The sequence below is a fragment of the Cryobacterium sp. TMT4-31 genome, assembly GCF_004403385.1.
GTDB lineage: Bacteria > Actinomycetota > Actinomycetes > Actinomycetales > Microbacteriaceae > Cryobacterium > Cryobacterium zongtaii.
Map to the genome: position 1 here is coordinate 120,838 of NZ_SOGI01000044.1, position 23,360 is coordinate 144,197.

Below are 23,360 nucleotides of genomic sequence, written 5' to 3' on the forward strand. Positions count from 1 at the left end.
CCGGGCAGTTTCCACAGGGTTATCCACAGGTACGAAACACAAAAAAATTTTCTCTTACTTGTAGCGGTGATCCTGCTTGATGCGGTTTGTCAGTTCCGTCACCTGGTTGTAGATGGATCGGCGTTCCTTCATGAGCTCGCTGATCTTCTTGTTCGCGTACATCACCGTCGTGTGGTCGCGGTTGCCGAACAGCTGGCCGATCTTGGGGAGCGAGAGATTTGTCAGTTCCCGGCACAGGTACATTGCGATCTGTCGTGCGGTGGCCACAGCCTGCGAACGTGACGAACCGTACAGGTCGTCGACGGTGAGCTTGAAGTAGTCCGCGGTGTTCGTGATGATGTCCACCGGAGCGATCACGTTGTCCTCATCGAGGGTGATCACGTCCTTCAACACCGTCTGCACGAGGTTCATGTCCACCGGGGTGCGGTTCAGGCTCGCGAACGCGGTGACCCGGATCAGCGTGCCCTCGAGTTCGCGGATGTTCGACGACACCTTCGACGCCATGAACTCGAGAATGTCGTGCGGAACCTGCAGCTTCTCGCTCTGCGCCTTCTTGCGGAGGATCGCGATGCGGGTCTCCAGGTCAGGAGCCTGGACATCCGTGATCAGGCCCCACTCGAAGCGCGACCGCATGCGGTCTTCAAACCCGGTGAGGGCCTTCGGCGGCAGGTCGCTGGTGATGACGACCTGTTTGTTGTGATCGTGCAGGGTGTTGAAGGTGTGGAAGAACGCTTCCTGGGTCTCCGCCTTGCCCTGCAGGAACTGGATGTCGTCGATCATCAGGATGTCGATGTTGCGGTACCGGTTCTGGAAGGCGGAACCGCGGTTGTTGGCAATCGAGTTGATGAAGTCGTTGGTGAATTCCTCGCTACTGACGTAGCGCACACGGATGCCCGGATACAGGCTCATCGCGTAGTGGCCGATGGCGTGCAGCAGGTGGGTCTTGCCCAGGCCGGAGGAACCGTAGATGAAGAGCGGGTTGTACGCCTTGGCCGGAGCCTCGGCAACGGCGACGGCCGCGGCATGTGCGAACCGGTTGGACTGTCCGATGACGAAGTTGTCGAAGCTGTACTTGGAGTTCAGCCGGGTGTCGTGGGGGCGCTCAGGGGGAGTGCTTTCGAAAACCGACTGCGGCGTGGCCGGCGTCTCGATGTCAGGCTGGCGTTCGATGGGTTCCTGAACCGGGCGCAGGGACTCCTGCTCGAGCTCGGGATTGACCACGACGTAGAACGTGGTGACCGCGACCGATTCGCTGAGCTGGCCCATGGCAGTGAGCAGGGGAACCCGCATGCGCACGTTGAGCATGCTCGCGGTGAACTCGTTCGGGACTTCCAGGTAGAAGGTGCCGGCCGCGATGCCTTTGGGCTCGACCAGGTTCAGGAAGCCGTACAGCATCGGAGTGACCGTGTCGTCCGACTCCAGAATGGTCAGAACTGACCGCCATGTCTCGCTGATGGGCTGTTCCCCGTCTGGCATGGTTTCCCACAATCTTCATCTGTACGTTTGCCGCCCTGAGAGAGCCTTCGCGGGTGGACACAGAATGCCCATCGGGCGATTCATCCACAACGTTATCCACCGCCTGTGGGCAAATAACAACTGGATTCTCAGGGTTTACCCACAACCTGTGGATAACTTGTCCTCACGGTAGTCAATGACCGGCGGTCAGGCCAAATTAGCTTGAAGATTGCCAGCGTGTCTGTACCGGAAATGGGAATTCAATGGGCAGAATCGAACGTTTGGGCGTCGTCAGTTTGACCACGGGCGAGCGAAGCCGTAGTTTTAATCAGTTGACCCCAGCCCGTGGGCTACCTCACTCTTTCCCGGCCGCTCGTTTTGGCCTGCGGAGATCCAATACGTGGAGATTGAACAATGAGCAAGAGAACGTTCCAGCCGAACAACCGTCGTCGCGCGAAGGTGCACGGTTTCCGTCTTCGTATGCGCACCCGCGCCGGACGCGCCATCCTCGGTGCTCGTCGTCGCAAGGGTCGCACCGAACTCTCCGCGTAAGACCTCCCGTGCTCGCTCACGCCAATCGCATCACGAGCGGGAGCGACTATAAGGCTGTCGTTCGACGAGGTGTGCGGGTCGTCGGCCCGCACACTGTGGCGTACCTCCGCCGCAACCCAGAACCCACCCCGGTGCGGTTCGGGTTCATCGTCGCCAAGAACGTGGGCGGCGCGGTGGTTCGAAACCGCGTGCGTCGTCGTCTGAAAGCGGCAAGCTTCGATCTCCTTCCTGGCGTTCCCGCCGGGACGGAGATCGTTTTTCGCGCACTGCCGACATCTGTGCACGCCAGCTGGCCCGATCTTGTGGCCGAGCTGTCGACTGCACTGGTCAAGGGGCAGCGCGCGAGATGAACAGGGTGATCCTCACGTTGGTATTGCTGCCCCGAAATCTCGGGGTAGCGCTCCTGCGGGTCTATCGCGCAGTAATCTCACCGTTGTACGGCGATGTTTGCCGGTACTATCCCTCGTGTTCGGCGTACGCCCTCGGCGCCGTCCAAGAATATGGCCTGATCGTCGGCTCTTTTTTCGCCGCACGTCGGGTCTTGCGTTGTCATCCTTGGGCTGAGGGCGGAATCGATGATGTTCCCCTGAAACGACACCGTCGCTACACCGTGACGTCGTTTGGATTTGTAGTTCCTTTAGCCACGGAAAGGGCTGACCCGCACGTATGGACCTCATAGGTACTATCCTCTGGCCGCTGAAGTGGGCCGTTGAGCTTCTGCTCGTCGCCTTCCACTGGTTGTTCTCCAACCTCGGCATGGGCTACAACGACGGCATCACCTGGGTGCTGTCCATCGTTGGCCTGGTCCTCGTGGTGCGAGCTGCGCTGATCCCCATCTTCGTGAAGCAGATCAAGAGCCAGCGCAAGATGCTCGAGGTCGCGCCGCAGCTGAAAAAGATCCAGGACAAGTACAAGGGCAAGAAGGACCAGTTCTCCCGCGAGGCCATGTCCCGCGAGACCATGGAGCTGTACAAGCGCACCGGGACCAACCCGCTCGCCTCGTGCCTGCCCCTGCTCCTGCAGATGCCCATCTTCTTTGCCCTGTTCTCGGTGCTCAACGACGCCCAGCGCTCCAACGCCGGCGTCGGCCCCCTCAACCAGGCCCTGGCGACCAGCTTCGGCAATGCCAACCTGTTCGGCGTTGCCCCGCTGCACGACACGTTCGCCCAGCAGTGGACGCTGTGGACCTCCGGAGCGGACTTCAACCTCTCCGTCATGATCATCGCGGCCACCATGGTCGTCCTGATGACCGCGTCGCAGTTCATCACCCAGCTGCAGATCGTCTCCAAGAACATGTCGCCGGAGACCAAGGCCAGCCCGATGTTCAAGCAGCAGAAGATCATGCTGTACCTGCTGCCCCTGGTCTTCGCCTTCTCCGGTGTGGCCTTCCCGCTCGGCGTGATGTTCTACTGGCTCACATCGAACATCTGGACCATGGCCCAGCAGTTCCTCGTCATCCGAAACATGCCCACACCGGGCAGTGAGGCCGCCAAGGCCCGCGAAGAGCGGCTCGCCCGCAAGGGCAAGCTCATCGCAACCGACGGAGACGTCATCATTGTCGACGAGCCCAAGAAGCCGGCCCAGCGCCAGCAGCCCGTTGGCAAGAACCGTGCCAAAAAGCAGACCGGCCCCAAGAAGTAAGAGGGATGGACATCGTGACTGAGAACACCGACGTGATCAACGCGGATGCCGCGTCCGACGCCGCTCCCACCATCGGCCAGCTGGAGCAGGAAGGCGACATCGCAGCGGACTACATTGAAGAGTTCCTGGATATCTGCGACCTCGACGGTGACATCGACATCGATGCCCGGAACGGACGGGCCTACCTGTCGGTGAATTCGGTTGACCCGCAGAACCTGCGCCTGCTGTCCAAGCCCGACACCGTGAACGCCCTGCAGGAGCTCACCCGACTGGCCGTGCAGAACAAGACCGGGTCGTTCTCCAGGCTGATCCTCGACATCGGCGGATCCCGCGAGGCCCGCGAGGCCGAGCTGACCGACCTCGTCGGCCACGCCATCGAGCGCATCGAAGGCGGCGCAACGGAGGCTTCCCTCCCCCCGATGTCGTCCTACGAGCGCAAGCTCGTGCACGACATCGTTTCGGAGCGCGGATACGTCTCCGAGTCCCTGGGCGAAGGTCGCGACCGTCACACCGTCATCACGGCAGCGTAGCCACACCGAGTATGACTGAGACCCTCGAGGCCGAGCCCGCCGTTGCAGCTGGACTCTTCGGTGACCGCATCGAGGTCGCCCGAGAGTTCACCAGGCACCTCGCCGAGCAGGGGGAGGAGCTCGGCCTGATCGGTCCGCTCGAACTTCCCCGGTTGTGGAGCCGGCACATCCTGAACTGCGTCGTGGTAGCACCACTCCTGAAGCCCGGCCTGGTCGGCGACGTGGGATCGGGCGCCGGGCTGCCGGGTCTGGTGCTGGCGATCGCGCGGCCCGATGTCTCGTTCGTGCTCATCGAGCCGATGGAACGCCGAGTGGCGTGGTTGACCGGCCAGATCGCCGCACTCGGCCTCACCAACGCACGGGTGCAGCGGGCCCGCGCCGAAGACATCCGTCTGGATACGCCCCTGGATCAGGTCACCGCCCGCGCCGTGAGCGCGTTCAAGACCCTGATTCCCCTCACGGCCCCACTGTTGCGTTCCGGCGGTGAACTCGTGCTGATGAAGGGCGCGGGTGCCGCGGGGGAGATCGCCAACGCCGCCAAGCCGATCAAGAAGTTCCGCCTGCGCGATGTGGAGGTCCTCACCCTCGGCGAGGGTGTGCTGGAGGACGTCACGCGGGTCATTAAGGCTACAGTGGACTAGTCCCCGGCAACATCCGCGCAACATGGGCGGAGAACTCCGGGGCACCCTTTCGGGTGGCTCATCAACCGTCGAACGCAAAGGTTTCACGTGAAACATCCCGGCGAAGACCAGCAGACCGGCACTCCCGGTTCCGGCGTCGACAACAGCACCCCCCTGGCGCGGGAGATCTCGGATCTGACCCGCCGCCGTCAGGTGATCGCCGCCGAGAGGCTACCCAAGCCCGAGAGCACCCGGGTGATCACCATCTCCAATCAGAAGGGTGGGGTGGGCAAGACCACCACCGCCGTCAACCTGGCCGCCGCGTTGGCCCGCCAGGGTGCGCGTGTTCTCGTGATCGACCTGGACCCGCAGGGCAACGCCTCCACCGCGCTCGGTGTGGAGCACCGCGCCGAGACCTCGAGTGTTTACGACGTCATCATCAATGACTTGCCGATGGTGGACGTTGTGCAGAAGAGCCCGGAGTTCGGGGCGCTGTACTGTGTACCGGCGACCATCCACCTGGCCGGCGCAGAGATCGAACTCGTTTCGCTCGTTGCCCGGGAACAGCGACTGCGTCGCGCCCTGGACCTGCACATCAAGGAGATGGCGGACCCCTACGACTACGTCTTCATCGACTGCCCGCCGTCCCTCGGGCTCCTCACGATCAATGCGTTCGTCGCCGCTCGGGAGGTTCTCATCCCGATTCAGTGCGAGTACTACGCGCTGGAGGGACTGAGTCAGCTGTTGAAGAACATCGAGCTGATCGAGAAGCACCTGAACCCGCAACTCATCGTCTCGACGATCCTGCTCACCATGTACGACAGCCGCACGAACCTCGCGAACCAGGTGGCGCAAGATGTGCGCGATCACTTCCCGAAACAGGTGCTGGACACGCTGATTCCGCGCTCGGTGCGGGTTTCTGAGGCGCCCAGCTACGGTCAGAGCGTCATCAGCTACGACCTCAACTCGGCAGGATCGCTCTCCTACCTCGAAGCAGCCGCAGAAATCGCCCGTCGGGGCGTTCCACGAACAGGAGATGCGCAGTAATGGCGAAACGTACAGGGCTCGGCCGCGGTATCGGTTCGCTCATTCCCGTGCAGGACAACCCGTCACAGGCACGACCCGTTGACGTCTTCTTCCCGTACAACGAGGTCCCGCACGCCGAGGGCACCGCCGGCGCCTCCCCGGTGCCCGGCTCTGCGCCGACGTCTTCCGCAGGTTCGGCTTCGACGGCGACGATCGAGGCGGCCGACGAGACCACTGTTGAGCTTCTTCCGGTTCCCGGGGCGCGCCTTGCGCATCTGAATCCGGCCGACATCGTGCCCAATGCCGTGCAGCCGCGCAGCGTTTTCGACGAGGACGACCTGGCCGAACTCGTGCACAGCATTCGCGAAGTCGGAGTGCTGCAGCCCATCGTCGTGCGTCCGCTCCTGGAACAGCCGGGCAAGTACGAACTCGTCATGGGGGAGCGGCGCCTGCGCGCCACCAAGGAAGTCGGCCTCGACAGCATCCCGGCGATCGTGCGGGATACCGCTGACATCGACATGCTCCGCGACGCGCTGCTGGAGAACCTGCACCGCGCGCAGCTGAACCCGCTCGAAGAAGCGTCCGCTTACCAGCAGCTGCTGTCGGACTTCGACATCACCCAGGAAGAGCTGGCCAGCCGCATCGGTAGGTCGCGCCCGCAGATCACCAACACCCTGCGCCTGTTGAAGCTGCCGGAGGCCGTGCAGCTTCGTGTTGCGGCCGGCGTACTGTCGGCTGGTCATGCGCGAGCAGTGCTGTCAGTGGGGGACACCGAGGGCATGTTGCGCCTCGCAGACAAGATCGTCAACGAGGACCTGTCGGTGCGGGCGGCTGAGGCCGCCGCCGCTGCCGGACCCAAACCCGTTGTCGTGAAACCCGCACCCGGAAAGCGACAGGGACATCTCAACGAGATCGCCGAACACCTCGGAGACCGCCTCGATACCCGCGTGAAAATCAACCTGGGCGCACGTAAAGGCCAGATCACAGTTGATTTCGCTACGATCGGCGACCTGAACCGCATCCTCGGCGTACTCGGGGAACCCGGCTTCGGAGCCAACTAGCCGGGCACTGTTTCACGTGAAACATTCGGTGTGGGACGAGGTAGGCCTGCCAAACGGCGGGTCTCGCTGATCGAGGTGAGCGAGGTTCCCTACTGATTCGGGCGCACTCGCCCGCGGCGGTCCTCGCTGATTGAGCATGTGGATATCAGATTTCCGGGTCCTGACAGCTCGGCTCCTGGCCACCCTTCCGGGCCTCGGTGACTGACGTGGTCGATGTTCGAATCCGAGGGTCTCGCACGCTCACCCACAACCGGGCCTCGCTGATTGCGCTTGTCGAAATCAGGCCTGGGCCTGTCGACGAGTCCGATCCAACGGGGGTCCCCGGGATTGAGCCTGTCGAAGTCGGATCCTCGATGCTCCTGAGCCCGAACCGCGCGGCCGGCAGTCATCGGTTTACGCGATTTTGAGCTCATTTGGGGCGTTGAGAGGGCGACTGTGGCGCGACGAGCCGGCATTTGCGCCGCTGACAAGCGGAGCAGCAGCCTTACGATGGCTCTCAGGGCCGTCAATTCGCGCCAATCTGGCGGGAAAATTGCCTACTGTACCCCCTTTGCGGCGAGAAACCGGGTGGCCGGTGGTTGACGAACCCTGGCTCACGACGGGCATCCCGTCGAGTGTGATGTTCACGTGAAACAGCTGCCGCGCGTGGTAGCGACGGGCTTGACCAACCACGAGGGTGCGACGCTCAGGCCATGACTGCTCCTTCGAGGCGGGTTGACTGGGGCGTTCCGAAATCACGGTGCCCCGTTCGAGGAAGCGACTCTTCAGGTCTCACCTAACCGCTTGAGATTTCTGACATCAGATTCACTGAGCCGGCTGGCACGACGCGCTCTGCTCAGCGCTGACCGTGACCGACCCCTGGCCCGATTCCGGACGCTCGTAAGACGATCGTGGCGTCGCCGGGCTGTCTTTGGCCCTCCGAAAGCGGGGGAGTGGTCGTTCGATGGCTCACGTGTCGGGTTTACGTCAAACGGCCCGGAATTGCGCCGGCTGGACCTGCTCCGAGCGTTGTTTCACGTGAAACACTGGCCGTGTCGGGACTCGATAGGCACGACCCCCGAAATGGCATGCAACCTGCGTGTTCTGGCCGGAGCACGTCGGGTGGGTCTGGCCGTGCCCGCGGCTCGAGACTTCTGGCCGTGTCGTCAAGCTCGGCCGACGTACGTGCGGAGCGCAAGCCCTGGCGTTCGGATCGTCCCGACCGCTCAGTGAGGGTGTCGGGGATTGACGCGGGCGACGTAACGGGCCCTGACTCGCTTGCTTCAGCCCGTCGAGATTCCGCTCCCGCTTCTGGATAGGCCCCGTGGGCTCCATGTCTGGTTGATTGAACTTGTCGACGTCAAGTTTTTGGCACTCATGAGTAGGAACGATCCCGCGAGGGGAGCGGCCGCAAATGGGGGACTTGAGAGGGCTGTTTCAGCGAAAATGGAGGCGAATTCGGTGGTCGGGGCGGATGCGCCGTCGGAAGCTGCCGCGTCTCCGGTCCGGTGTTTCACGTGAAACATTCGTCACCTAGGGGCTCAGCAGGCTCGACCGGCAAGGTGGTTGGGGCCTGCACGTCAAGGTCTGAAATGCGCACCCACGGCTGATTGTGGTTGTCGAAAGCGGGTTTCCGGTGCCAATGGGCTGCACGGGAGCGCATACAACGGCCTCTACAGCGCAATTTGAGCCGGTTTTGGGCCAGTCGAGGGCGATTTGTGGCGTTCCCGAGCTACTTCGGCGGCATTGACGCGCGGGGGAGTGGACGCGCGGGGGAGTGGACGCGCGGTGGCGCTCGGAGCCGCCAGATCAAACGACGTGGGGACGAAGTTCAGATCTGTCGCCAGGAGCGGGTGGCCGCCTAGGTTCCTCCAGCAGGGCCTCGACCAGCTCGACCACCGAAGGGCGCGTCTCGCTTTCTGGCCGGACCGGCGAGATGGTGACGAGCGGCCACTGGGAGCCGTCGTTGACAATGTTTCACGTGAAACACCCAGCCTCGGAGGGTCGTGTTTCACGTGAAACATGACGGCAACGCGTGGCTACTGCAGGCTGGTGGAGGCCGCTCGAGCGAGAGCCGCATAGACAGTTCCGAGTGACTCTCCGGAGGCTTCAATGGACTGCGGGGCGAGCGAGGTTTCGGTGAGTCCGGGCAGGACGTTCGCCTCGAGGAACCATGCGACCCCCTCGGCGTCGACCATCAGGTCGATGCGGGAAAGCTGGGCCAACCCCAGCAGGCTATGAATCGCCACGGCGGTCTCGGCCACCCGCTGGGCCACATCCGGGGCGATGCGGGCCGGCGTGAAGAACAGCGTTTCGCCGGCGTTGTACCGAGCTTCGAAGCTGAAGACGCCACTCACGGGCACGATTTCAACGGCGGGGAGGGCGACGGGCCCGGCACCGGTGTTGATGACCGTGATGGCAAGCTCGGTGCCTTCGATCTTCGTCTCGACGAGGGCGGTTTCGTCGTAGGTGTAGGCATCGACCATAGCGCGGGGGAGACCTGCTGCCGTGTCGACAATGGTCACGCCCTGGGCGGAACCACCCTGAGCGGGTTTGACGACCAGGGGTGTGCCCAGGGCGGTCACGAGGTGCTCGAGCACGCTGGCGGCACCGAGGTCGCGGAAGGTCTCACGCGAGAGGGCGATCCAGGGCGGGGTGGCGTATCCGGCGCGACGCACAAGTTCCTTGGCGGTGGGCTTGGACCAGGCCAGTCCCGCCGCGGTGCCACGCGGGCCGACGTGCGGGATCCCGGTGGTCTCGAGCAGTGAGAGCAGGGCACCGTCTTCTCCGGTCGCGCCGTGCAGAACGGGCCAGATCACGTCGGGCTTGCGGGTGGCTAGCTCGGTGAGGAGTCCCGCTTGCGGGTCGAGCACGGTCACGGTGTGACCGAGCCCGGTCAGCTCGTCTGCCACCCGGCGGCCACTGCGCATGGAGACGTCGCGCTCGTGCGAGATTCCACCCGCGAGCACCACAATGTCAAGAAACTCTGATTCGCTCATGATCTGGGGTTTTCCTTAGCTCGAGCCGGAGAAACGCGGGGTTAGTTGATGTCGGGCGGCGGGGCGCCGAAGCGGCGACCGTCGTGGGCGGGAAACAGCGAGCCTGTTCCGGCGAAGGTGTCGAGCAGCTCTAGTTCGTCACGGATGACGGTGGCGAGGCGACGGATACCCAGGCGGATGTGGTCCGGCGTGGGATAGCAGAAGGAAAGCCGGATGTTCTGGCGACCCTGACCATCCGCGAAGAACGCCGTGCCGGGGGTGTACGCCACGAGCTCCTTGACCGCGCGAGGCAGCATTGCCTTGGAGTCCAGGGTGTCCGGCAGGTTGAGCCACACGTAGAACCCGCCGTTGGGGTTGGTCCAGGTGAGCTCGGGAAGGTATTCCGTCAACGCGGAAAGCATGGCGTTCTTGCGTTCGCGGTAGACGCCGCGGAAGGTGTTGATCTGACCTTTCCAATCCGCGGTGGACAGGTACTCGGAGATCACCAGTTGGCTGAACGAGCTGGGGGAGAGTACCGCCGCCTCGTTGGCCAGCACGAGCTTCTCGCGGATTGCGTGCGGCGCCAGGGCCCAACCCACCCGGAAGCCGGGGGCGAGGGTCTTGGAGAAGGTCCCCAGGTACACCACACCGTCCCGTTCGATGGAACGCATGGCATCCGGTGCCTTCTGGTCGAAATACAACAGCCCATACGGGTTGTCCTCGAGGACCAGAATCTGGTTGGCCTTCGCGATCTCCAGGATCTCCAGACGGCGGGCCCAGCTGAGGGTCACCCCGGCCGGGTTGTGGAAACTGGGAATCGTGTAAAGGAACTTGATCTTGCGACCGGCGGCCTTCAGGCGTGCGATGTGTTCGCGGAGGGCCTCGGGGATCATGCCGTGCTCGTCCATGGGTACATGGTCGACATCGGCCTGGTACGACTTGAAGATGACCATGGCCGTGACATAGCTCGGCCCCTCGGCGATGACAACGTCGCCGGGGTCCAGGAAGAGCTTGCTGACCAGTTCGAGAGCGTGTTGCGACCCCGTGGTGACGACGACGTCATCGGCGTGGGCGCGGATGCCTTCCAGCGCCATGACCTCGAGGATCTGCTCACGGAACAAGGGAACTCCCTGGCCAGAGCCATATTGCAGCGCAACGGGGCCCTGTTTGCGCATGACGCTGTCCATCGCGTTGATCACGAGGTCCTGGGGCAGGGCGGCGACGTAGGGCATGCCACCGGCAAGGGAGACGACCTCGGGGCGCGAGGCGACGGCGAACAGGGCGCGCACCTCGGAGGCGCGCAGGGCGGCGGCTCGCTCGGCGTAGTGGTGGTACCACGGGTCGAGGTTGTTGCCGGCCTGGGAGGTGCCTATCGCTGTCACGTCATATCCGTTCTGGTGTGGCCTTAATCGTATGGGGTGCGTCGCTCAGCGGCCGCATCCGCTTGAATTTACAAAAAACACCCGCCCGGCGGCTGCCGGGCGGGTGTCGGGTTCGCGGAAGAACCTGCCGGCGGCTACTTGAGGTAGGCGGCCAGGTCGGCTTCGAGGGCGGGCTTCGGCTTGGCGCCGATGACGGTCTTGACGACCTCACCCTTCTGGAAGACCTTCATCGCGGGGATGGAGGTGATCATGTACTTTGCGGCGAGGGCCGGGTGGTCGTCCACGTTCAGCTTGACGATGTCGATCTTGTCGGAGTGCTCCGCGGCGATCTGGTCGAGGATCGGGCTGACGGCGCGACACGGGCCACACCACTCGGCCCAGAAGTCCACCAGGACGGTCTTCTCGTTGTTGATGACTTCCTGGTCGAAGGTGGCGTCGGTGACGGCGCGTGCTGACATGTAGTGCTCCTTAGTTGGTGACGCTTGCAAATTCGGGGTCGCCGGCCGCAGCCAGCAAGTCCTCGGGGAGGGTGGCCAGGTAGTGTTCGGCGTCCAGGGCCGCCACAGTGCCGCTGGCGGCCGCGGTGACGGCCTGGCGGTAGGTGGGGTCAATGACGTCTCCGGCGGCGAAGACGCCCGCCTGGCTGGTCTTGGAGGAGCGTCCGGCGACGGCGATGGTGCCCTCACTGGTGAGGTCGAGCAGATCGTGCACGAGGTGGGTGCGCGGGTCGTTGCCGATGGCGACGAACAAACCGCCCACCTCGAGGGTGCTCTCGGTGCCTGTGACGGTGTCACGAAGACGCAGACCCTCAACGGCCTCTTCACCATCGATGCCGACGACCTCGGAGTTCCAGACGAACTCGATCTTCGGGTGCGACAGAGCGCGCTCCTGCATGATCTTGGACGCCCGGAGGGTGTCCTTACGGTGAATGATGTAGACCTTTTTCGCGAAGCGGGTGAGGAAGGTGGCCTCCTCCATGGCGGAGTCGCCGCCGCCGACAACGGCGATGACCTTCTCCTTGAAGAAGAAACCATCGCAGGTGGCACACCAGGACACGCCCCGGCCGCTCAGACGCTCTTCGTCGTGGATGCCGAGCTTGCGGTAGGCGGACCCGGTGGCGAAAATCACCGACAGGGCCTCGTGCTTCTCGCCGTTGCCGAGGGTGACCGACTTGACCGTGTCGCCGAATTCGAGCTTGGTCACGTCGTCGTAGACGACCTCGGTGCCGAACTTCTCGGCCTGCTCCTGCATCTTCGCCATCAGCTCCGGGCCCTGGATGCCGTCGGCGAAGCCCGGGAAGTTCTCAACGTCGGTGGTGTTCATCAGTTCACCGCCGGCCTCGACCGAACTGGCGATCAGCAGCGGCTTCATGTTCGCACGCGCAGCGTAGATGGCGGCGGTGAATCCGGCAGGACCCGAACCGATGATGATGATCTGACGCACGCGTAGACTCCTTGAAATCAGTGGAAGAGACGCCTTTCGGCGCCTCACATTCGGGTACAACACATCCTAATCGGAAGCTATTCCGCTCCGTCCGGCTCGAGCCCCCGCTGCACAGCTGCTGTTCAGCAACCGGTCACCCGGCCATTACCCGCAGCACGGGCGGGCTACCGCCCGAGGCGGGCCTTCAACGGGGCCAGGAAGCCGTGTAGTTCGGGGCTGCGCATGAGAAGCAACAGGCCGAAGTACAGCACGGCCATGACCGAACCGATCAGGATCATGGAGAGAATCGCCGGTCCGATTCCCGACACGGCGAAACCGCCCGCCGTGGTGCCGCCCAGCACGACCAGGATGCCGATTCCCGCGGCGACCGGGACGATGACGGCGGCGACGTACTTCACCAGGCTGCGCAGGATCCGCCGCCCGTCGATACCGCCGAGACGCTTGCGCAGCAGCCACGCGGCCAGGATCGCCTGGAGGATCCCGGATACCGTCACCACGAGGGCGATGCCGAACGCGATCCATTGCGGCGGAAGCAGGGCGCAGCCGAGCACACCCGTGATGACCAGGACCACCTGGAACAGGGTGAAGAAGAACGGGGTCCGCGTGTCGCCGAGGGCGTAGAAGGTGCGCTGCACGACGAAGAGCACGCAGAAGGCCACCAGGCCCAGGAGGAAGGCGATGATGACGTTGCCGATGGCTTGCACCTGTTCGAACCCGGCTTCGCCGAAGACCGTGGCGAACGGGTAGGCGCAGACCATGATGACCGCACTGGCGAGCACGATCAGCAGGGTGGTCCCGCGGATGGCCGAGGAGGCATCCGTGCGCAGCTTCTCGGTGTCATGGCGGGCGGCGTGCTCGCTCATCCGGGTGAAATACGCGGTGGCCACGGAAACCGTGATGATCGAGTGCGGCAGCATGAAGATCAGCCACGCCGTGCTCATGACGGTGGAGGAAGCGCCTTCTCCCGATGCGAGGGTCACGACCTGCGTTTCGACGATGCCGGCGATCGTGGTCAGCAGCAGCATGCCGAAGGTCCAGCTGGCCATCTTGCCGGCCGCGCCGAGGCCGACACCCCTGAAGGCGAAGTCGGGGCGGTAGCGCAAGCCGATGCGGCGCCAGAAGTAGTAGAGCACCAGGGCCTGCAACACGACACCGAGCGTCGCGCTGCCGGCCAGCAGGGCGGTCATCCCCGGGGTGAAGTCGGCCGGCGGCCGTTGGCCATCCGTGTCGATACCGAACAGGAGACCGAACAGCAGCAGACCGCCGATGGAGATCACGTTGTTGATCACGGGCACCCAGGTGAACGGGCCGAAGGACTTGCGGGCGTTGAGGACCTCGCCCAGGACCGTGTACAAGCCGTAGAAGAAGATCTGCGGCAGGCACCAGTACGCGAATCCGATCGCCAACGACAGTTGCTCGGGGGAGAAGCCCAGGCCGATGAACCGGGTGATCAGGGGTGCGAGCAGCGTGGCGGCCAGGGTCGTGATGGCCAGGATGCTCAAGGCCAGGGTGACGAGCTTGTTGATGTATGCGGTCCCGCCATCGTCGTGCAGGCTCGCGCGCACGATTTGGGGAACCAGCACCGCGGTGAGGACGCCGCCGGCCACGATCGTGTACACGGTGTTCGGCAGCTGGTTGGCGACCGTGAAGGCGTCGGGGACGCTGCCGATCTGCCCGATGATGTGGGCGAAGACGATGACCTTGAGAAAACCGAGCAGACGCGAGACGAGAGTTCCCGAGGCCAAGATCGCACTGGCGCGGCCGACGCCGCCCTGGCTAACCACGGGGAGCCGGGGGGACATCGTCGGCAACAGCTGGGGGAGTGACGGCGGGGTCGCTGTCGAGCGGGTCGGCGTCAGCTTCGGCGCCCTGTGAACGGTCGCGTCGCCGGTGCACGATGTTGCGCCACACGCCGAAGCCGAAGAACAGCACGACCAGAGCGGCAAAGATGCGGGATCCGATGCCTTCCCAGTCCGCGCGCACATTGACCGAGATCAACGAGGGCTGACCCAGTTGCGCCCCGGACGGGGTGAAGAGCGTCACTCGCAGGCTGACCGCGCCGTTTCCGACCGCTGCGGTCACGGGGATAGACACTGTCTTGGCCGAACTCGCGTCGATCACGGCCTCGACATCGTTGCCCACCACCAGGCGGCCGTTGGAGGGGACGACCTGTACCCGCACCGTGACGGCCTGGCCGAGGGCGTTGTTCAGCGTGACGGGGATGTCGACCTTGCTTCCGACGACATTGATCGGTCCCTTGGTGCTCACCGTGACCGACCGCAACACCTCGCTGGACGTCGCCAGATTGTCGTCAACGGCGGTGCGCCAGTCGTCCGGGTCGGCCCGCCAGGACGTCGCCAGCAGGGCCAGCACGGCGAGCCGGTTCGGTGCCGTGACGGCGGCCGGATCGGCGAGGGCTGTGGAGAAGGAGACGATCTCGGCTTCCCGGGCGATCAGTCGGCTCGCGAGGTCGACGCTGCTGCTGGGCTCGGCCTGCGGCCGGAAGGTGACGTCGGTGGAGACCGGAGCTGCTGCTGCCGCCGTCAGCGTTGTTGCGGAGTACCAGGGCAGGGCCGACAGTGCGTCGATGGTCTGCGCCAGCCGCGCCGCGGTCGGCGGCCAGCCGCGATCGAGGGTAGCGAGGAGCGTGTGCGCCTGGTCGGGATTCGCGGCGGCCACGACGGCGATTTGGGAGGACAACTCGGCCATGTACCCGCGCCAGTCGTCATCGGTCGTGGCCATGACGGCCGAGCGCATCGCCTCCGAGATCCCGGCGTCGGCAACCAGGCCGAGTTCGTTGGAGCCCAGGTCGACAGTTGTGCTGGTGGTGACTTCAGGGTCGTCCAGGGTCACGTTGCCCGATGAGAGGAGCGTCGTGGTGAGTTCCGCGGTCGCGAAGGCGGACAGGTCTGCCTGAGCGACGGCGTCGTCGGCGGGCCAGGCGATGGACGTGGAGGTGTAGTCCCAGGCGAGCAGCTGGTCGAGGGTCGGCACAGGGTTTTCGCCGGTGGGCTGGTCCGGGACCGCGGGCGCGTCGGACGAGGTCGGTGCGCCGGGATCGACGGCGCTGCCCTCGGGCGCTGGCGCGGCGGTGGGTTCGATGGGAACGAACAGGGCCGGGTCGGTGGCGAAGGTCAGCGAGGTCGGTGAGAGCGGGCTGCTTGACCCGGCCTGAACGGCCAGGGAAGGATCCGAGTCTGCATACCCGAGCGGGAATATATCGTTTTCCGCCAGATCGAGGCGGTTCAGCCAGGTGATCGCGGACTCAGGCGCGCTCGTTCCGAGCACCCGGATCGAGGCGATGATCATCGGGTCGACGGCGATCGCGACGGGGCGGTTGAGAAGCCCGTCGAGCTGGCGGGTGAGGATACCGGAGCTGGAGGTGTACGCGGCGAGATCCTCGGCACTGATGAGGCCGGAGCTGTTCGCGGGGGTGGTGATCGGCATCGCTACGGCGAGGCTGACCGGGGTGACGACGGGGGGCTGCTGCACGGAGGCATCCGGGTACCAGACGAAGGTGGACCGACCGGACGCCCGCACCGATTCATCAGTGTTGAGGGAGGCCGCGATGCCCCGCGGTCCCCAGGGACTCCACTCGAACAGGCCGAGCGCGGCGTTGGGCACCGAGACCGCGACCGTGACTGTGCTGTTGGGCTGCACGGGGACGGTGAGCGGGACGCTGGTCATCAGGTCGCTGCCGGTGTCGTCGTCCTCGTCCGAGGCGAGCCAGTCGTCCAGGTCCGTTGAACTGGTCAGCGCCCGCTCCGCCAGGAAGACATCGATGTTTCCGGTGGGGATGGCGGTGGCGGAATCGTTGGTGATGGTGACGGAGAGCTTGAGGTCCTCGTTGAGGCGCAGGATCGAGGAGGTGGCCGGTGTGACGTGCAGGGCGACGGTGTCGTCGTTGGTCGCCGTGTCCACCGACCCCACGAACGTGCCCGTCGCGGCGGTTGCCGGAGTCGCGGTGGCCAGCGCCGGGCAGAGCAGCAGGGGGGCGCACAGCAGCGCGGCCACGATGCGACGCCGGATTCCGGGGAGCGCAGGCCGACGCGCGTGATTCGGATCGGCCAGCATGTACGGGATTCTACGGCGTAGCCGGGTGAGAACCCTCCGCGCCGGCTGGGTGGCGCGCGGGTGGGACGGGCGAGCAACTACCATTGGGGCATGCAGAGCGTCACGGCAGCCCTCGCAAGACTGGGCGACCTGGCTGCGTCCCCCACGGTGTCCCGTTTGGCGAACTCATTCGCCGCGGCCGGTTTTGAACTGGCCCTGGTCGGCGGTCCCGTCCGCGACGCGTTCCTGAACCGGGTCACCAATGACCTCGACTTCACCACCAACGCCACTCCCGACCAGATCCTGACGATCGTCAAGCCGATCGCCGAGGCGCACTGGGACATCGGTCGTGCGTTCGGCACCATCGGCGCCCAGATCGCGGGCGAGAAGGTCGAGATCACCACCTATCGGGCCGACAGCTACGACGGTCAGACCCGCCGCCCCGACGTGGTCTTCGGCAGCAGCCTCGATGATGACCTGCTGCGGCGGGACTTCACCGTGAACGCGCTCGCTCTGCGGTTGCCGCAGCTCACTCTCGTCGACCCGTCTAATGGGATCGACGATCTGCTCAACGGGGTGCTGCGGACGCCCACCGCACCCGAGATCTCGTTTGGCGACGACCCGCTGCGGATGATGCGGGCCGCCCGCTTCACCGCTCAGCTGGGCTTCACCCTCGAGATCGACACCGCGATCGCCATGTCCGCCATGGCCGGGAGCATCAACATCATCTCCGCCGAACGGGTCGGCGATGAGCTCGGCAAGCTGCTGCGCTCGGCGAACCCGCGCGCCGGCATCGAGCTGCTCGTGGATTCCGGCCTGGCCGCGATCGTGCTGCCGGAGATCCCGGACCTGCGCCTGGAGGTCGACGAGCACCATCATCACAAAGACGTCTACCAGCACACCCTGACGGTGCTCGACCAGGCCATCGGTTACGAGCGAACCCGTAAGAACCTTCCCGAACCCGACCTCGTGGTGCGGTTGGCGGCGCTCATGCACGACATCGGCAAGCCGGCCACCCGGCGGCTCGAGTCCGGCGGTGTGGTGAGTTTTTACCACCACGACGTGGTCGGTGCGAAGCTGGCCAAGAAGCGGTTGCGTGCGCTGCGCTTCGACAACGACACCATCGCTGCGGTGGGCAAACTCGTGGAACTGCACCTGCGGTTCTTCGGTTACACCGAAGGGGCCTGGACCGACTCCGCCGTGCGCCGGTACGTGCGCGACGCCGGCGACCAGCTCGAGCGGCTGCACATCCTCACCCGAGCCGACGTCACCACCCGCAACCGGCGCAAGGCCGACCGGCTGGGCTTCGCCTACGACGACCTCGAACAGCGCATCCGTGAGCTCGCGGCCCAAGAGGAGATGGACTCGGTTCGGCCCGACCTCGACGGTGAAGAGATCATGGCGATCCTGGGCCTGACGCCGGGCCGTGAGGTGGGCGAGGCCTACCGCTATCTCCTGGAGCAGCGCTTGGACGATGGTCCCCTCGGCACCGAGGAAGCCACCCGCCGTCTGCAGTCCTGGTGGGCGGCCCGCAGCGCCTGACCCGCCCGCCCCCCTCGGCGAGTTGCCCACGTGCGGACGAGTTGCCCCGGCACACCGGGGCAACTCGTCCGCAGTAGGGCAACTCGCGCGGGAGCGCCCGTCCTCCACAGGCCGAGCTCGGCCGAGTTCTGCACCGCTCGCGTACCGGTCACCGCCCGGCGAGGCCACCGGGAGACGCTTCTCGGCATGGACCCCAACGCTTCCGCGCTGTCTCAGCTGCGGCTCACCCGCGATCAGCCCGGCCACGACGCGCGCGCCCATCGCCGCGAGCACGAATACGGCGGCACCGAGCGCTTGCGGCGTGGCATCTACGTGTCGCGGACCATCTGGACCAGCGCCGACGCGGATGCCCGCTATCTGATGCGCATCCAGGCCGCGGTGCTGTCCAGGCAGTCGCGCCCGGTGGTGAGTCACCTGTCGGCGGCCCGGGTCTGGGGGTTGCCGGTGCTCGGGCAATGGCCTACCGAGGTTCACCTTCAGGGCGGGAGCGGACAGACGCGGACGTCGAAGAACTGGATCGCCTGGCATCACGACCCGCTGCCGGACGAGGACGTCACCGAGATCGACGGTCTACTGGTGACGACGAGACTCCGAACCCTGGTCGACCTGGCCCGGAGCCAACCCTTCCGCTCCGCGGTGATCAGCCTGGATGCCGGACTGCAGGAACAGTTCCTCCTCCCCGGCGGTGCGGTGATCCCGGCCATCACGCGCGACGAGGTGATGGCCCGGGTGCTGCGGCTCGGAAGTGCGCGGGGCACCCGACGTGCCCGCCGGTCCGTCGGCTTCGCAGACGCGAAGTCGGGCTCGCCAGGGGAGTCCCTGAGCCGCACGGGCATCTTCCTCGCCGGCATGCCGATGCCGGAGCTGCAGGTGGTCTACCCGCACCCCTTCGGTGAAGACCGGGTCGACTTCCGCTGGAAGCGCCGGTTTCAACTGAAACGGATGCCTCTGCTCGGCGAATTCGACGGGGAGGTCAAGTACACCAGGGGCGAGTTCATGGGCGGGCGCACAATCGACGAGGTCGTCTGGGCCGAAAAGCGCCGGGAGGACCGGTTGCGTGCTCCTGGCCGGGCGATGGTCCGCTGGCTCTGGGCGGATGCCCTCCGACCTGAGCGCCTCCGCGCACTGCTCCTCAACGCCGGTCTGCGCCCCACCCAATGAGCGCCACCGCAGGTGTGCGCGCCGCGAGTTGCTCTGCCGCGGACCAGTTGCCCCGGAGCGCGGGGGCAGCTCGTCCGCAGGTGGGCAACTCGCGGAAGATTTCCGATGCGGAGGGCATCGGAGGGGATGGTGGCGCAATCGCCGCGGTTCCAGTAGTCTTGGCAGGTTGTCTGTGTGCCGGATTCCCGGCCTCCACGTTCAACACATGCACAACCCTCCTGTTGCAGAAATACTGCAGCCGTTTAGTCCGAAGGAGGTGGGTTAGTCATGCATCAGTACGAATTGATGGTAATCCTCGATCCCGAGATCGATGAGCGCACCGTAGCTCCCAGCCTTGACAAGTTCCTCAACGTTGTTCGCAACGATGGTGGAACCATTGACAAGGTTGACGTTTGGGGTCGCCGCCGTCTCGCATACGAGATCAACAAGAAGGCCGAGGGCATCTATGCCGTCGTCGACTTCACCGCAAACGCCTCAGCAACTGCCGAGCTCGACCGTCAGCTGAAGCTGTCGGAAGCCGTCATGCGCACCAAGGTGCTTCGCGCAGAAGAGGGCATCGCCCAGGTTGCCGTCGCAAGCAAGCTTGCCGCCGAGAAGGCCGCCCGCAAGGCAGCTAACCCGAAGGCTGCTGCTGCTCCGGTCAAGGCCGACGCTCCTGCCGCAGCTCCCGCTGCCAAGGTCGCCGCATCCGCAAAGCCTGCAGCTGCCCCGGCAGCTCCGGTCGCCGTGGACGCTCCTGCCGAGGCAGACGCCGACAAGGCAAGCGACAAGTAGCCCATGGCCGGCGAGACCGTAATCACCGTGGTGGGCAACCTCACCAGCGATCCGGAACTGCGTTACACGCAGAACGGGCTGGCGGTAGCCAACTTCACCATCGCTTCCACTCCGCGCAATTTCGATCGCGCAACGAGTGAGTGGAAAGATGGCGAGGCACTGTTCCTGCGCGCGAGCGTTTGGCGTGAATTCGCCGAGCACGTGGCCGGTTCATTGACCAAGGGTTCCCGTGTCATCGCTTCCGGGCGTCTCAAGCAGCGTTCGTATGAGACCAAGGAAGGTGAAAAGCGCACGAGCATGGAGCTCGAGATCGACGAAATTGGTCCTTCGCTGCGCTACGCCACCGCCTCCCTCACGCGCGCGCAGTCATCCTCTGCTCCCCGCGGCGGCGCGCCCGTCGCGCAGCAGCAGGGTAACGACGAGCCCTGGGCACCCAGCGCCCCCGCAGCCAACACTGGCGGCGGCGACGTCTGGAACACCCCGGGCAACTTCAGCGACGAGACCCCCTTCTAAGCCGAACCTCACGGTTGACGGCTGCACTCACACGTTTTAGAAAGTTAGGAAATCATGGCTGGAAAGTCGAGCGGCGACCGCCGCAAGCCGCTCCGCGGTGCTAAGGGTGGCAAGAACGCCGCTCCCGCGAAGTCGATCCGGGTTGGTGTCATCGATTACAAAGATGTCCCCACTCTTCGGAAGTTCATCTCAGAGCGTGGAAAGATCCGCGCCCGCCGCATCACCGGCGTCTCCGTCCAGGAGCAGCGCCTGATCGCGCGTGCCGTCAAGAACGCCCGCGAAATGGCCTTGCTGCCCTACGCCGGCTCAGGCCGGTAAGGAGCCCTCACATGTCGAAATTGATTCTGACGCACGAGGTCTCCGGCCTCGGTACCCCCGGTGACATCGTTGATGTCAAGAACGGGTTCGCTCGTAACTACCTTCTCCCCCAGGGCTTCGCTGTTGCGTGGACCCGCGGTGGCGAAAAGCAGATCGAGCAGATCAAGGCCGCCCGCGTAGCCCGCGAGCACGCCACCCTCGAAGAGGCCCAGGCTCTCAAGGCAACCCTTGAGAACACCAAGGTCAAGCTGGTCGTCAAGGCCGGCGCCGGCGGACGCCTGTTCGGCTCCGTCAAGACCACCGACGTAGCCGACGCGGTTGCCGCGGCCGGCCTCGGTGCCATCGACAAGCGCAAGATCGAGCTCAGCCCGATCAAGCTGACCGGTGAGCACACCGCGACAGTTCGTCTGCGCGACGAGGTCAGCGCGACCATCACCCTTCAGGTGGTAGCCGCAAAGTAGTCTCGTTTCATCAGGAGTAGCGGCGGTTTCGAAAGAAGTCGCCGCTACTCCTATTTAACGCCCAAGCGCGTAGCCCCCGTTCTTGGCACATTTGTCCCGTGTTTTACACCGCTTTGTGCACAGGTGTCCACCTATTTCATCAACATTCAATCGAGCATTGAAACTAGTTTTTCCACACACATGTGAATAGTTTTAATACCTGATCAAACGCAACTTCAAGTTAAATATCCGTGAGTTGTCCACAGCCGAGTGCACAGGTTGTGCACAAGTCGTGCGGCGTTTCGCGCAGATTACTCACAGAGTTATCCACAGGGTGGTTTGGCTGGGCAGACGAGTCTCTCTATGGTGGGCAAGCAGGTATTCGCTCTTGTGCGCCTGCCTACCGGATGATCGCTGTCAGCGGCTCCTGATACACCAGAACCACACCAACACGAGGAGGCTCGGCGTGTCGATAGCTCACCTGGGTTACGCCGATCAACGCGGCTCAGATCAACGCGGCTCCGAGTACCGTGGCAGCTCCGAACCGCGCCACGCCGAACGCACGCCGCCACACGACCTGCTGGCCGAGCAGAGCGCCCTGGGCGGCATGATGTTGAGCAAGGATGCCGTCGCCGATGTCGTCGAGACCGTCCGCGCGGCCGATTTCTACGTTCCCAAGCACGAGATCATCTTCGACGCGATCCTCTCGCTCTACGCGCAGGGTGAACCCACCGACGTCATCACCGTCACCGACGAGCTGACCAAGCTCGGCGAGATCTCCCGCGCCGGCGGCGCCGACTACCTGCACACCCTCACCAGCCTGGTGCCCACAGCCGCCAACGCCGGCTTCTATGCCACCATCGTGGCCGAACGGTCCATGCTCCGTAAGCTCGTCGACGCCGGAACCCGGATCGCGCAGATGGGTTACGCGGGGGAGGGCGAGGTCCTCGACCTGGTGAACACCGCGCAGGCCGAGATCTACTCGATCACCGGCAGCACCGAGGTCGAAGACTATGTCCCCCTCACCGACGCCGTCACGGCCGCCATCGAGGACATCGAGGCCGCCAAGCTCAAGGACGGCCAATTCACCGGTGTCCCCACCGGCTTCGCCGACCTCGACGAGCTCACCAACGGCTTCCACGGCGGCCAGCTCATCATCGTCGCCGCCCGACCGGCCCTGGGTAAGTCCACCCTCGCGCTGGACTTCGCGCGGGCCGCCTCGATCCACCACGACATGCCGAGCATCTTCTTCTCGCTCGAAATGGGCCGCAGTGAGATCGCCATGCGTCTGCTCGCCGCCGAGGCCTCCGTGCCCCTGCAGAGCATGCGTAAGGGCAACGTCGAAGCGCGCGACTGGACCACCATCGCCGCCACCCGCGGCCGCATCAATGATGCGCCGCTCTACATCGACGACAGCCCCAACATGACCCTGGTCGAGATCCGGGCCAAGTGCCGACGACTGAAGCAGCGTGTGGGCCTCAAGCTCGTCGTGATCGACTACCTGCAGCTGATGACGTCGGGCAAGAAGGTCGAATCCCGCCAGCAAGAGGTCAGCGAGTTCTCCCGGGCGCTCAAGCTGCTCGCTAAGGAGTTGCAGGTCCCGGTCATCGCCCTGTCCCAGCTGAACCGTGGCCCGGAGCAGCGAGCCGACAAGATGCCCGCGATCTCCGACCTCCGCGAGTCCGGTTCGCTCGAGCAGGATGCCGACATGGTGATCCTGCTGCACCGCGAGAGCGCGTACGAGAAGGACAACCCGCGCGCGGGCGAGGCCGACCTGATCGTGGCCAAGCACCGTAACGGCCCCACCCGGACCGTCACCGTGGCCTTCCACGGCCACTACTCCCGCTTCGCAGACATGGTGCCCGGCGCATAGCGCTCAGCTGACCGCAGGG

General features: G+C 64.8%; 21 protein-coding genes and 1 pseudogene. 15 read left to right on the forward strand and 7 right to left on the reverse strand.

Going from position 1 to position 23,360, the window contains the following annotated elements:
- Nucleotides 1-54 precede the first annotated feature (54 nt).
- The gene (gene dnaA, locus E3T19_RS11085) at nt 55-1,476 is read right to left on the reverse strand and encodes a chromosomal replication initiator protein DnaA (protein ID WP_088454781.1); all 1,422 of its coding nucleotides are present in this window, start codon (nt 1,474-1,476) and stop codon (nt 55-57) included.
- Between the two features lie 393 nt (nt 1,477-1,869).
- Between dnaA and rpmH the strand changes: the two genes are divergently transcribed.
- From rpmH to E3T19_RS11125, 8 genes are all read left to right on the forward strand, one after another.
- On the forward strand, nt 1,870-2,007 hold the full coding sequence (rpmH, locus tag E3T19_RS11090; RefSeq protein WP_010204566.1) for a 50S ribosomal protein L34: 138 nt from the start codon (nt 1,870-1,872) through the stop codon (nt 2,005-2,007).
- An 8-nt stretch (nt 2,008-2,015) separates the two neighbouring features.
- Nucleotides 2,016-2,357, forward strand: a complete 342-nt coding sequence (rnpA, locus tag E3T19_RS11095; protein ID WP_088457780.1) for a ribonuclease P protein component — start codon at nt 2,016-2,018, stop codon at nt 2,355-2,357.
- Nucleotides 2,354-2,686: a membrane protein insertion efficiency factor YidD gene (gene yidD / locus E3T19_RS11100; protein ID WP_088457779.1), complete on the forward strand. Its 333-nt coding sequence runs from the start codon at nt 2,354-2,356 to the stop codon at nt 2,684-2,686. The genes rnpA and yidD overlap by 4 nt, the downstream gene beginning before the upstream one ends.
- Nucleotides 2,674-3,648: a membrane protein insertase YidC gene (gene yidC, locus E3T19_RS11105; protein WP_088457778.1), complete on the forward strand. Its 975-nt coding sequence runs from the start codon at nt 2,674-2,676 to the stop codon at nt 3,646-3,648. Before yidD ends, yidC begins: the two co-directional genes overlap by 13 nt.
- Nucleotides 3,649-3,653: 5 nt before the next feature.
- Complete coding sequence (locus E3T19_RS11110; protein ID WP_088457777.1) at nt 3,654-4,178, forward strand: R3H domain-containing nucleic acid-binding protein; 525 nt, start codon at nt 3,654-3,656, stop codon at nt 4,176-4,178.
- Between the two features lie 11 nt (nt 4,179-4,189).
- Nucleotides 4,190-4,819 carry a 16S rRNA (guanine(527)-N(7))-methyltransferase RsmG gene (gene rsmG / locus E3T19_RS11115; RefSeq protein ID WP_088457776.1) on the forward strand — a complete coding sequence of 210 codons (630 nt, stop codon included), beginning with the start codon at nt 4,190-4,192 and terminating at the stop codon, nt 4,817-4,819.
- 87 nt (nt 4,820-4,906) lie between these two features.
- The gene (locus tag E3T19_RS11120) at nt 4,907-5,845 is read left to right on the forward strand and encodes a ParA family protein (protein WP_088457775.1); all 939 of its coding nucleotides are present in this window, start codon (nt 4,907-4,909) and stop codon (nt 5,843-5,845) included.
- Nucleotides 5,845-6,885 (forward strand): ParB/RepB/Spo0J family partition protein, encoded by a 1,041-nt coding sequence (locus E3T19_RS11125; protein WP_088457774.1) that lies wholly within the window; start codon nt 5,845-5,847, stop codon nt 6,883-6,885. Before E3T19_RS11120 ends, E3T19_RS11125 begins: the two co-directional genes overlap by 1 nt.
- Before the next feature lie 2,018 nt (nt 6,886-8,903).
- On the opposite strand, the gene E3T19_RS11130 is transcribed toward E3T19_RS11125, so the two are convergent.
- The 6 genes from E3T19_RS11130 to E3T19_RS11155 all read right to left on the reverse strand — a co-directional run bounded on the left by E3T19_RS11130 (nt 8,904) and on the right by E3T19_RS11155 (nt 16,741).
- Nucleotides 8,904-9,863, reverse strand: coding sequence for a D-alanine--D-alanine ligase (locus tag E3T19_RS11130; RefSeq protein ID WP_134408810.1), 960 nt, complete (start codon nt 9,861-9,863; stop codon nt 8,904-8,906).
- 41 nt (nt 9,864-9,904) lie between these two features.
- Nucleotides 9,905-11,224 carry a PLP-dependent aminotransferase family protein gene (locus E3T19_RS11135; protein WP_088457772.1) on the reverse strand — a complete coding sequence of 440 codons (1,320 nt, stop codon included), beginning with the start codon at nt 11,222-11,224 and terminating at the stop codon, nt 9,905-9,907.
- 134 nt (nt 11,225-11,358) lie between these two features.
- On the reverse strand, nt 11,359-11,682 hold the full coding sequence (gene trxA, locus E3T19_RS11140) for a thioredoxin (RefSeq protein ID WP_088457771.1): 324 nt from the start codon (nt 11,680-11,682) through the stop codon (nt 11,359-11,361).
- A gap of 10 nt (nt 11,683-11,692) precedes the next feature.
- Complete coding sequence (trxB, locus tag E3T19_RS11145) at nt 11,693-12,667, reverse strand: thioredoxin-disulfide reductase (protein WP_103429920.1); 975 nt, start codon at nt 12,665-12,667, stop codon at nt 11,693-11,695.
- 164 nt (nt 12,668-12,831) lie between these two features.
- Nucleotides 12,832-14,469 carry a murein biosynthesis integral membrane protein MurJ gene (gene murJ, locus E3T19_RS11150; RefSeq protein WP_134408811.1) on the reverse strand — a complete coding sequence of 546 codons (1,638 nt, stop codon included), beginning with the start codon at nt 14,467-14,469 and terminating at the stop codon, nt 12,832-12,834.
- Nucleotides 14,444-16,741 carry a DUF6049 family protein gene (locus E3T19_RS11155; RefSeq protein WP_134408812.1) on the reverse strand — a complete coding sequence of 766 codons (2,298 nt, stop codon included), beginning with the start codon at nt 16,739-16,741 and terminating at the stop codon, nt 14,444-14,446. Before E3T19_RS11155 ends, murJ begins: the two co-directional genes overlap by 26 nt.
- Nucleotides 16,742-16,831: 90 nt before the next feature.
- Here E3T19_RS11155 and E3T19_RS11160 point away from each other — a divergent pair, with 90 nt between their 5' ends.
- The 7 genes and pseudogenes from E3T19_RS11160 to dnaB all read left to right on the forward strand — a co-directional run bounded on the left by E3T19_RS11160 (nt 16,832) and on the right by dnaB (nt 23,341).
- Nucleotides 16,832-18,262 carry a CCA tRNA nucleotidyltransferase gene (locus E3T19_RS11160; protein WP_134408813.1) on the forward strand — a complete coding sequence of 477 codons (1,431 nt, stop codon included), beginning with the start codon at nt 16,832-16,834 and terminating at the stop codon, nt 18,260-18,262.
- A gap of 186 nt (nt 18,263-18,448) precedes the next feature.
- Nucleotides 18,449-19,423, forward strand: a complete 975-nt coding sequence (locus E3T19_RS11165; RefSeq protein WP_134408814.1) for a hypothetical protein — start codon at nt 18,449-18,451, stop codon at nt 19,421-19,423.
- 267 nt (nt 19,424-19,690) lie between these two features.
- Nucleotides 19,691-20,059 (forward strand): annotated as a pseudogene (gene rpsF, locus E3T19_RS11170) (30S ribosomal protein S6); the annotation flags it as partial.
- A 141-nt stretch (nt 20,060-20,200) separates the two neighbouring features.
- On the forward strand, nt 20,201-20,710 hold the full coding sequence (locus tag E3T19_RS11175) for a single-stranded DNA-binding protein (RefSeq protein ID WP_088457765.1): 510 nt from the start codon (nt 20,201-20,203) through the stop codon (nt 20,708-20,710).
- A gap of 54 nt (nt 20,711-20,764) precedes the next feature.
- The gene (gene rpsR / locus E3T19_RS11180) at nt 20,765-21,028 is read left to right on the forward strand and encodes a 30S ribosomal protein S18 (RefSeq protein WP_035835236.1); all 264 of its coding nucleotides are present in this window, start codon (nt 20,765-20,767) and stop codon (nt 21,026-21,028) included.
- Between the two features lie 11 nt (nt 21,029-21,039).
- The gene (rplI, locus tag E3T19_RS11185) at nt 21,040-21,489 is read left to right on the forward strand and encodes a 50S ribosomal protein L9 (protein ID WP_088457764.1); all 450 of its coding nucleotides are present in this window, start codon (nt 21,040-21,042) and stop codon (nt 21,487-21,489) included.
- Nucleotides 21,490-21,934: 445 nt separating this feature from the next.
- Nucleotides 21,935-23,341: a replicative DNA helicase gene (gene dnaB, locus E3T19_RS11190; RefSeq protein ID WP_088457763.1), complete on the forward strand. Its 1,407-nt coding sequence runs from the start codon at nt 21,935-21,937 to the stop codon at nt 23,339-23,341.
- Nucleotides 23,342-23,360: the final 19 nt, after the last annotated feature.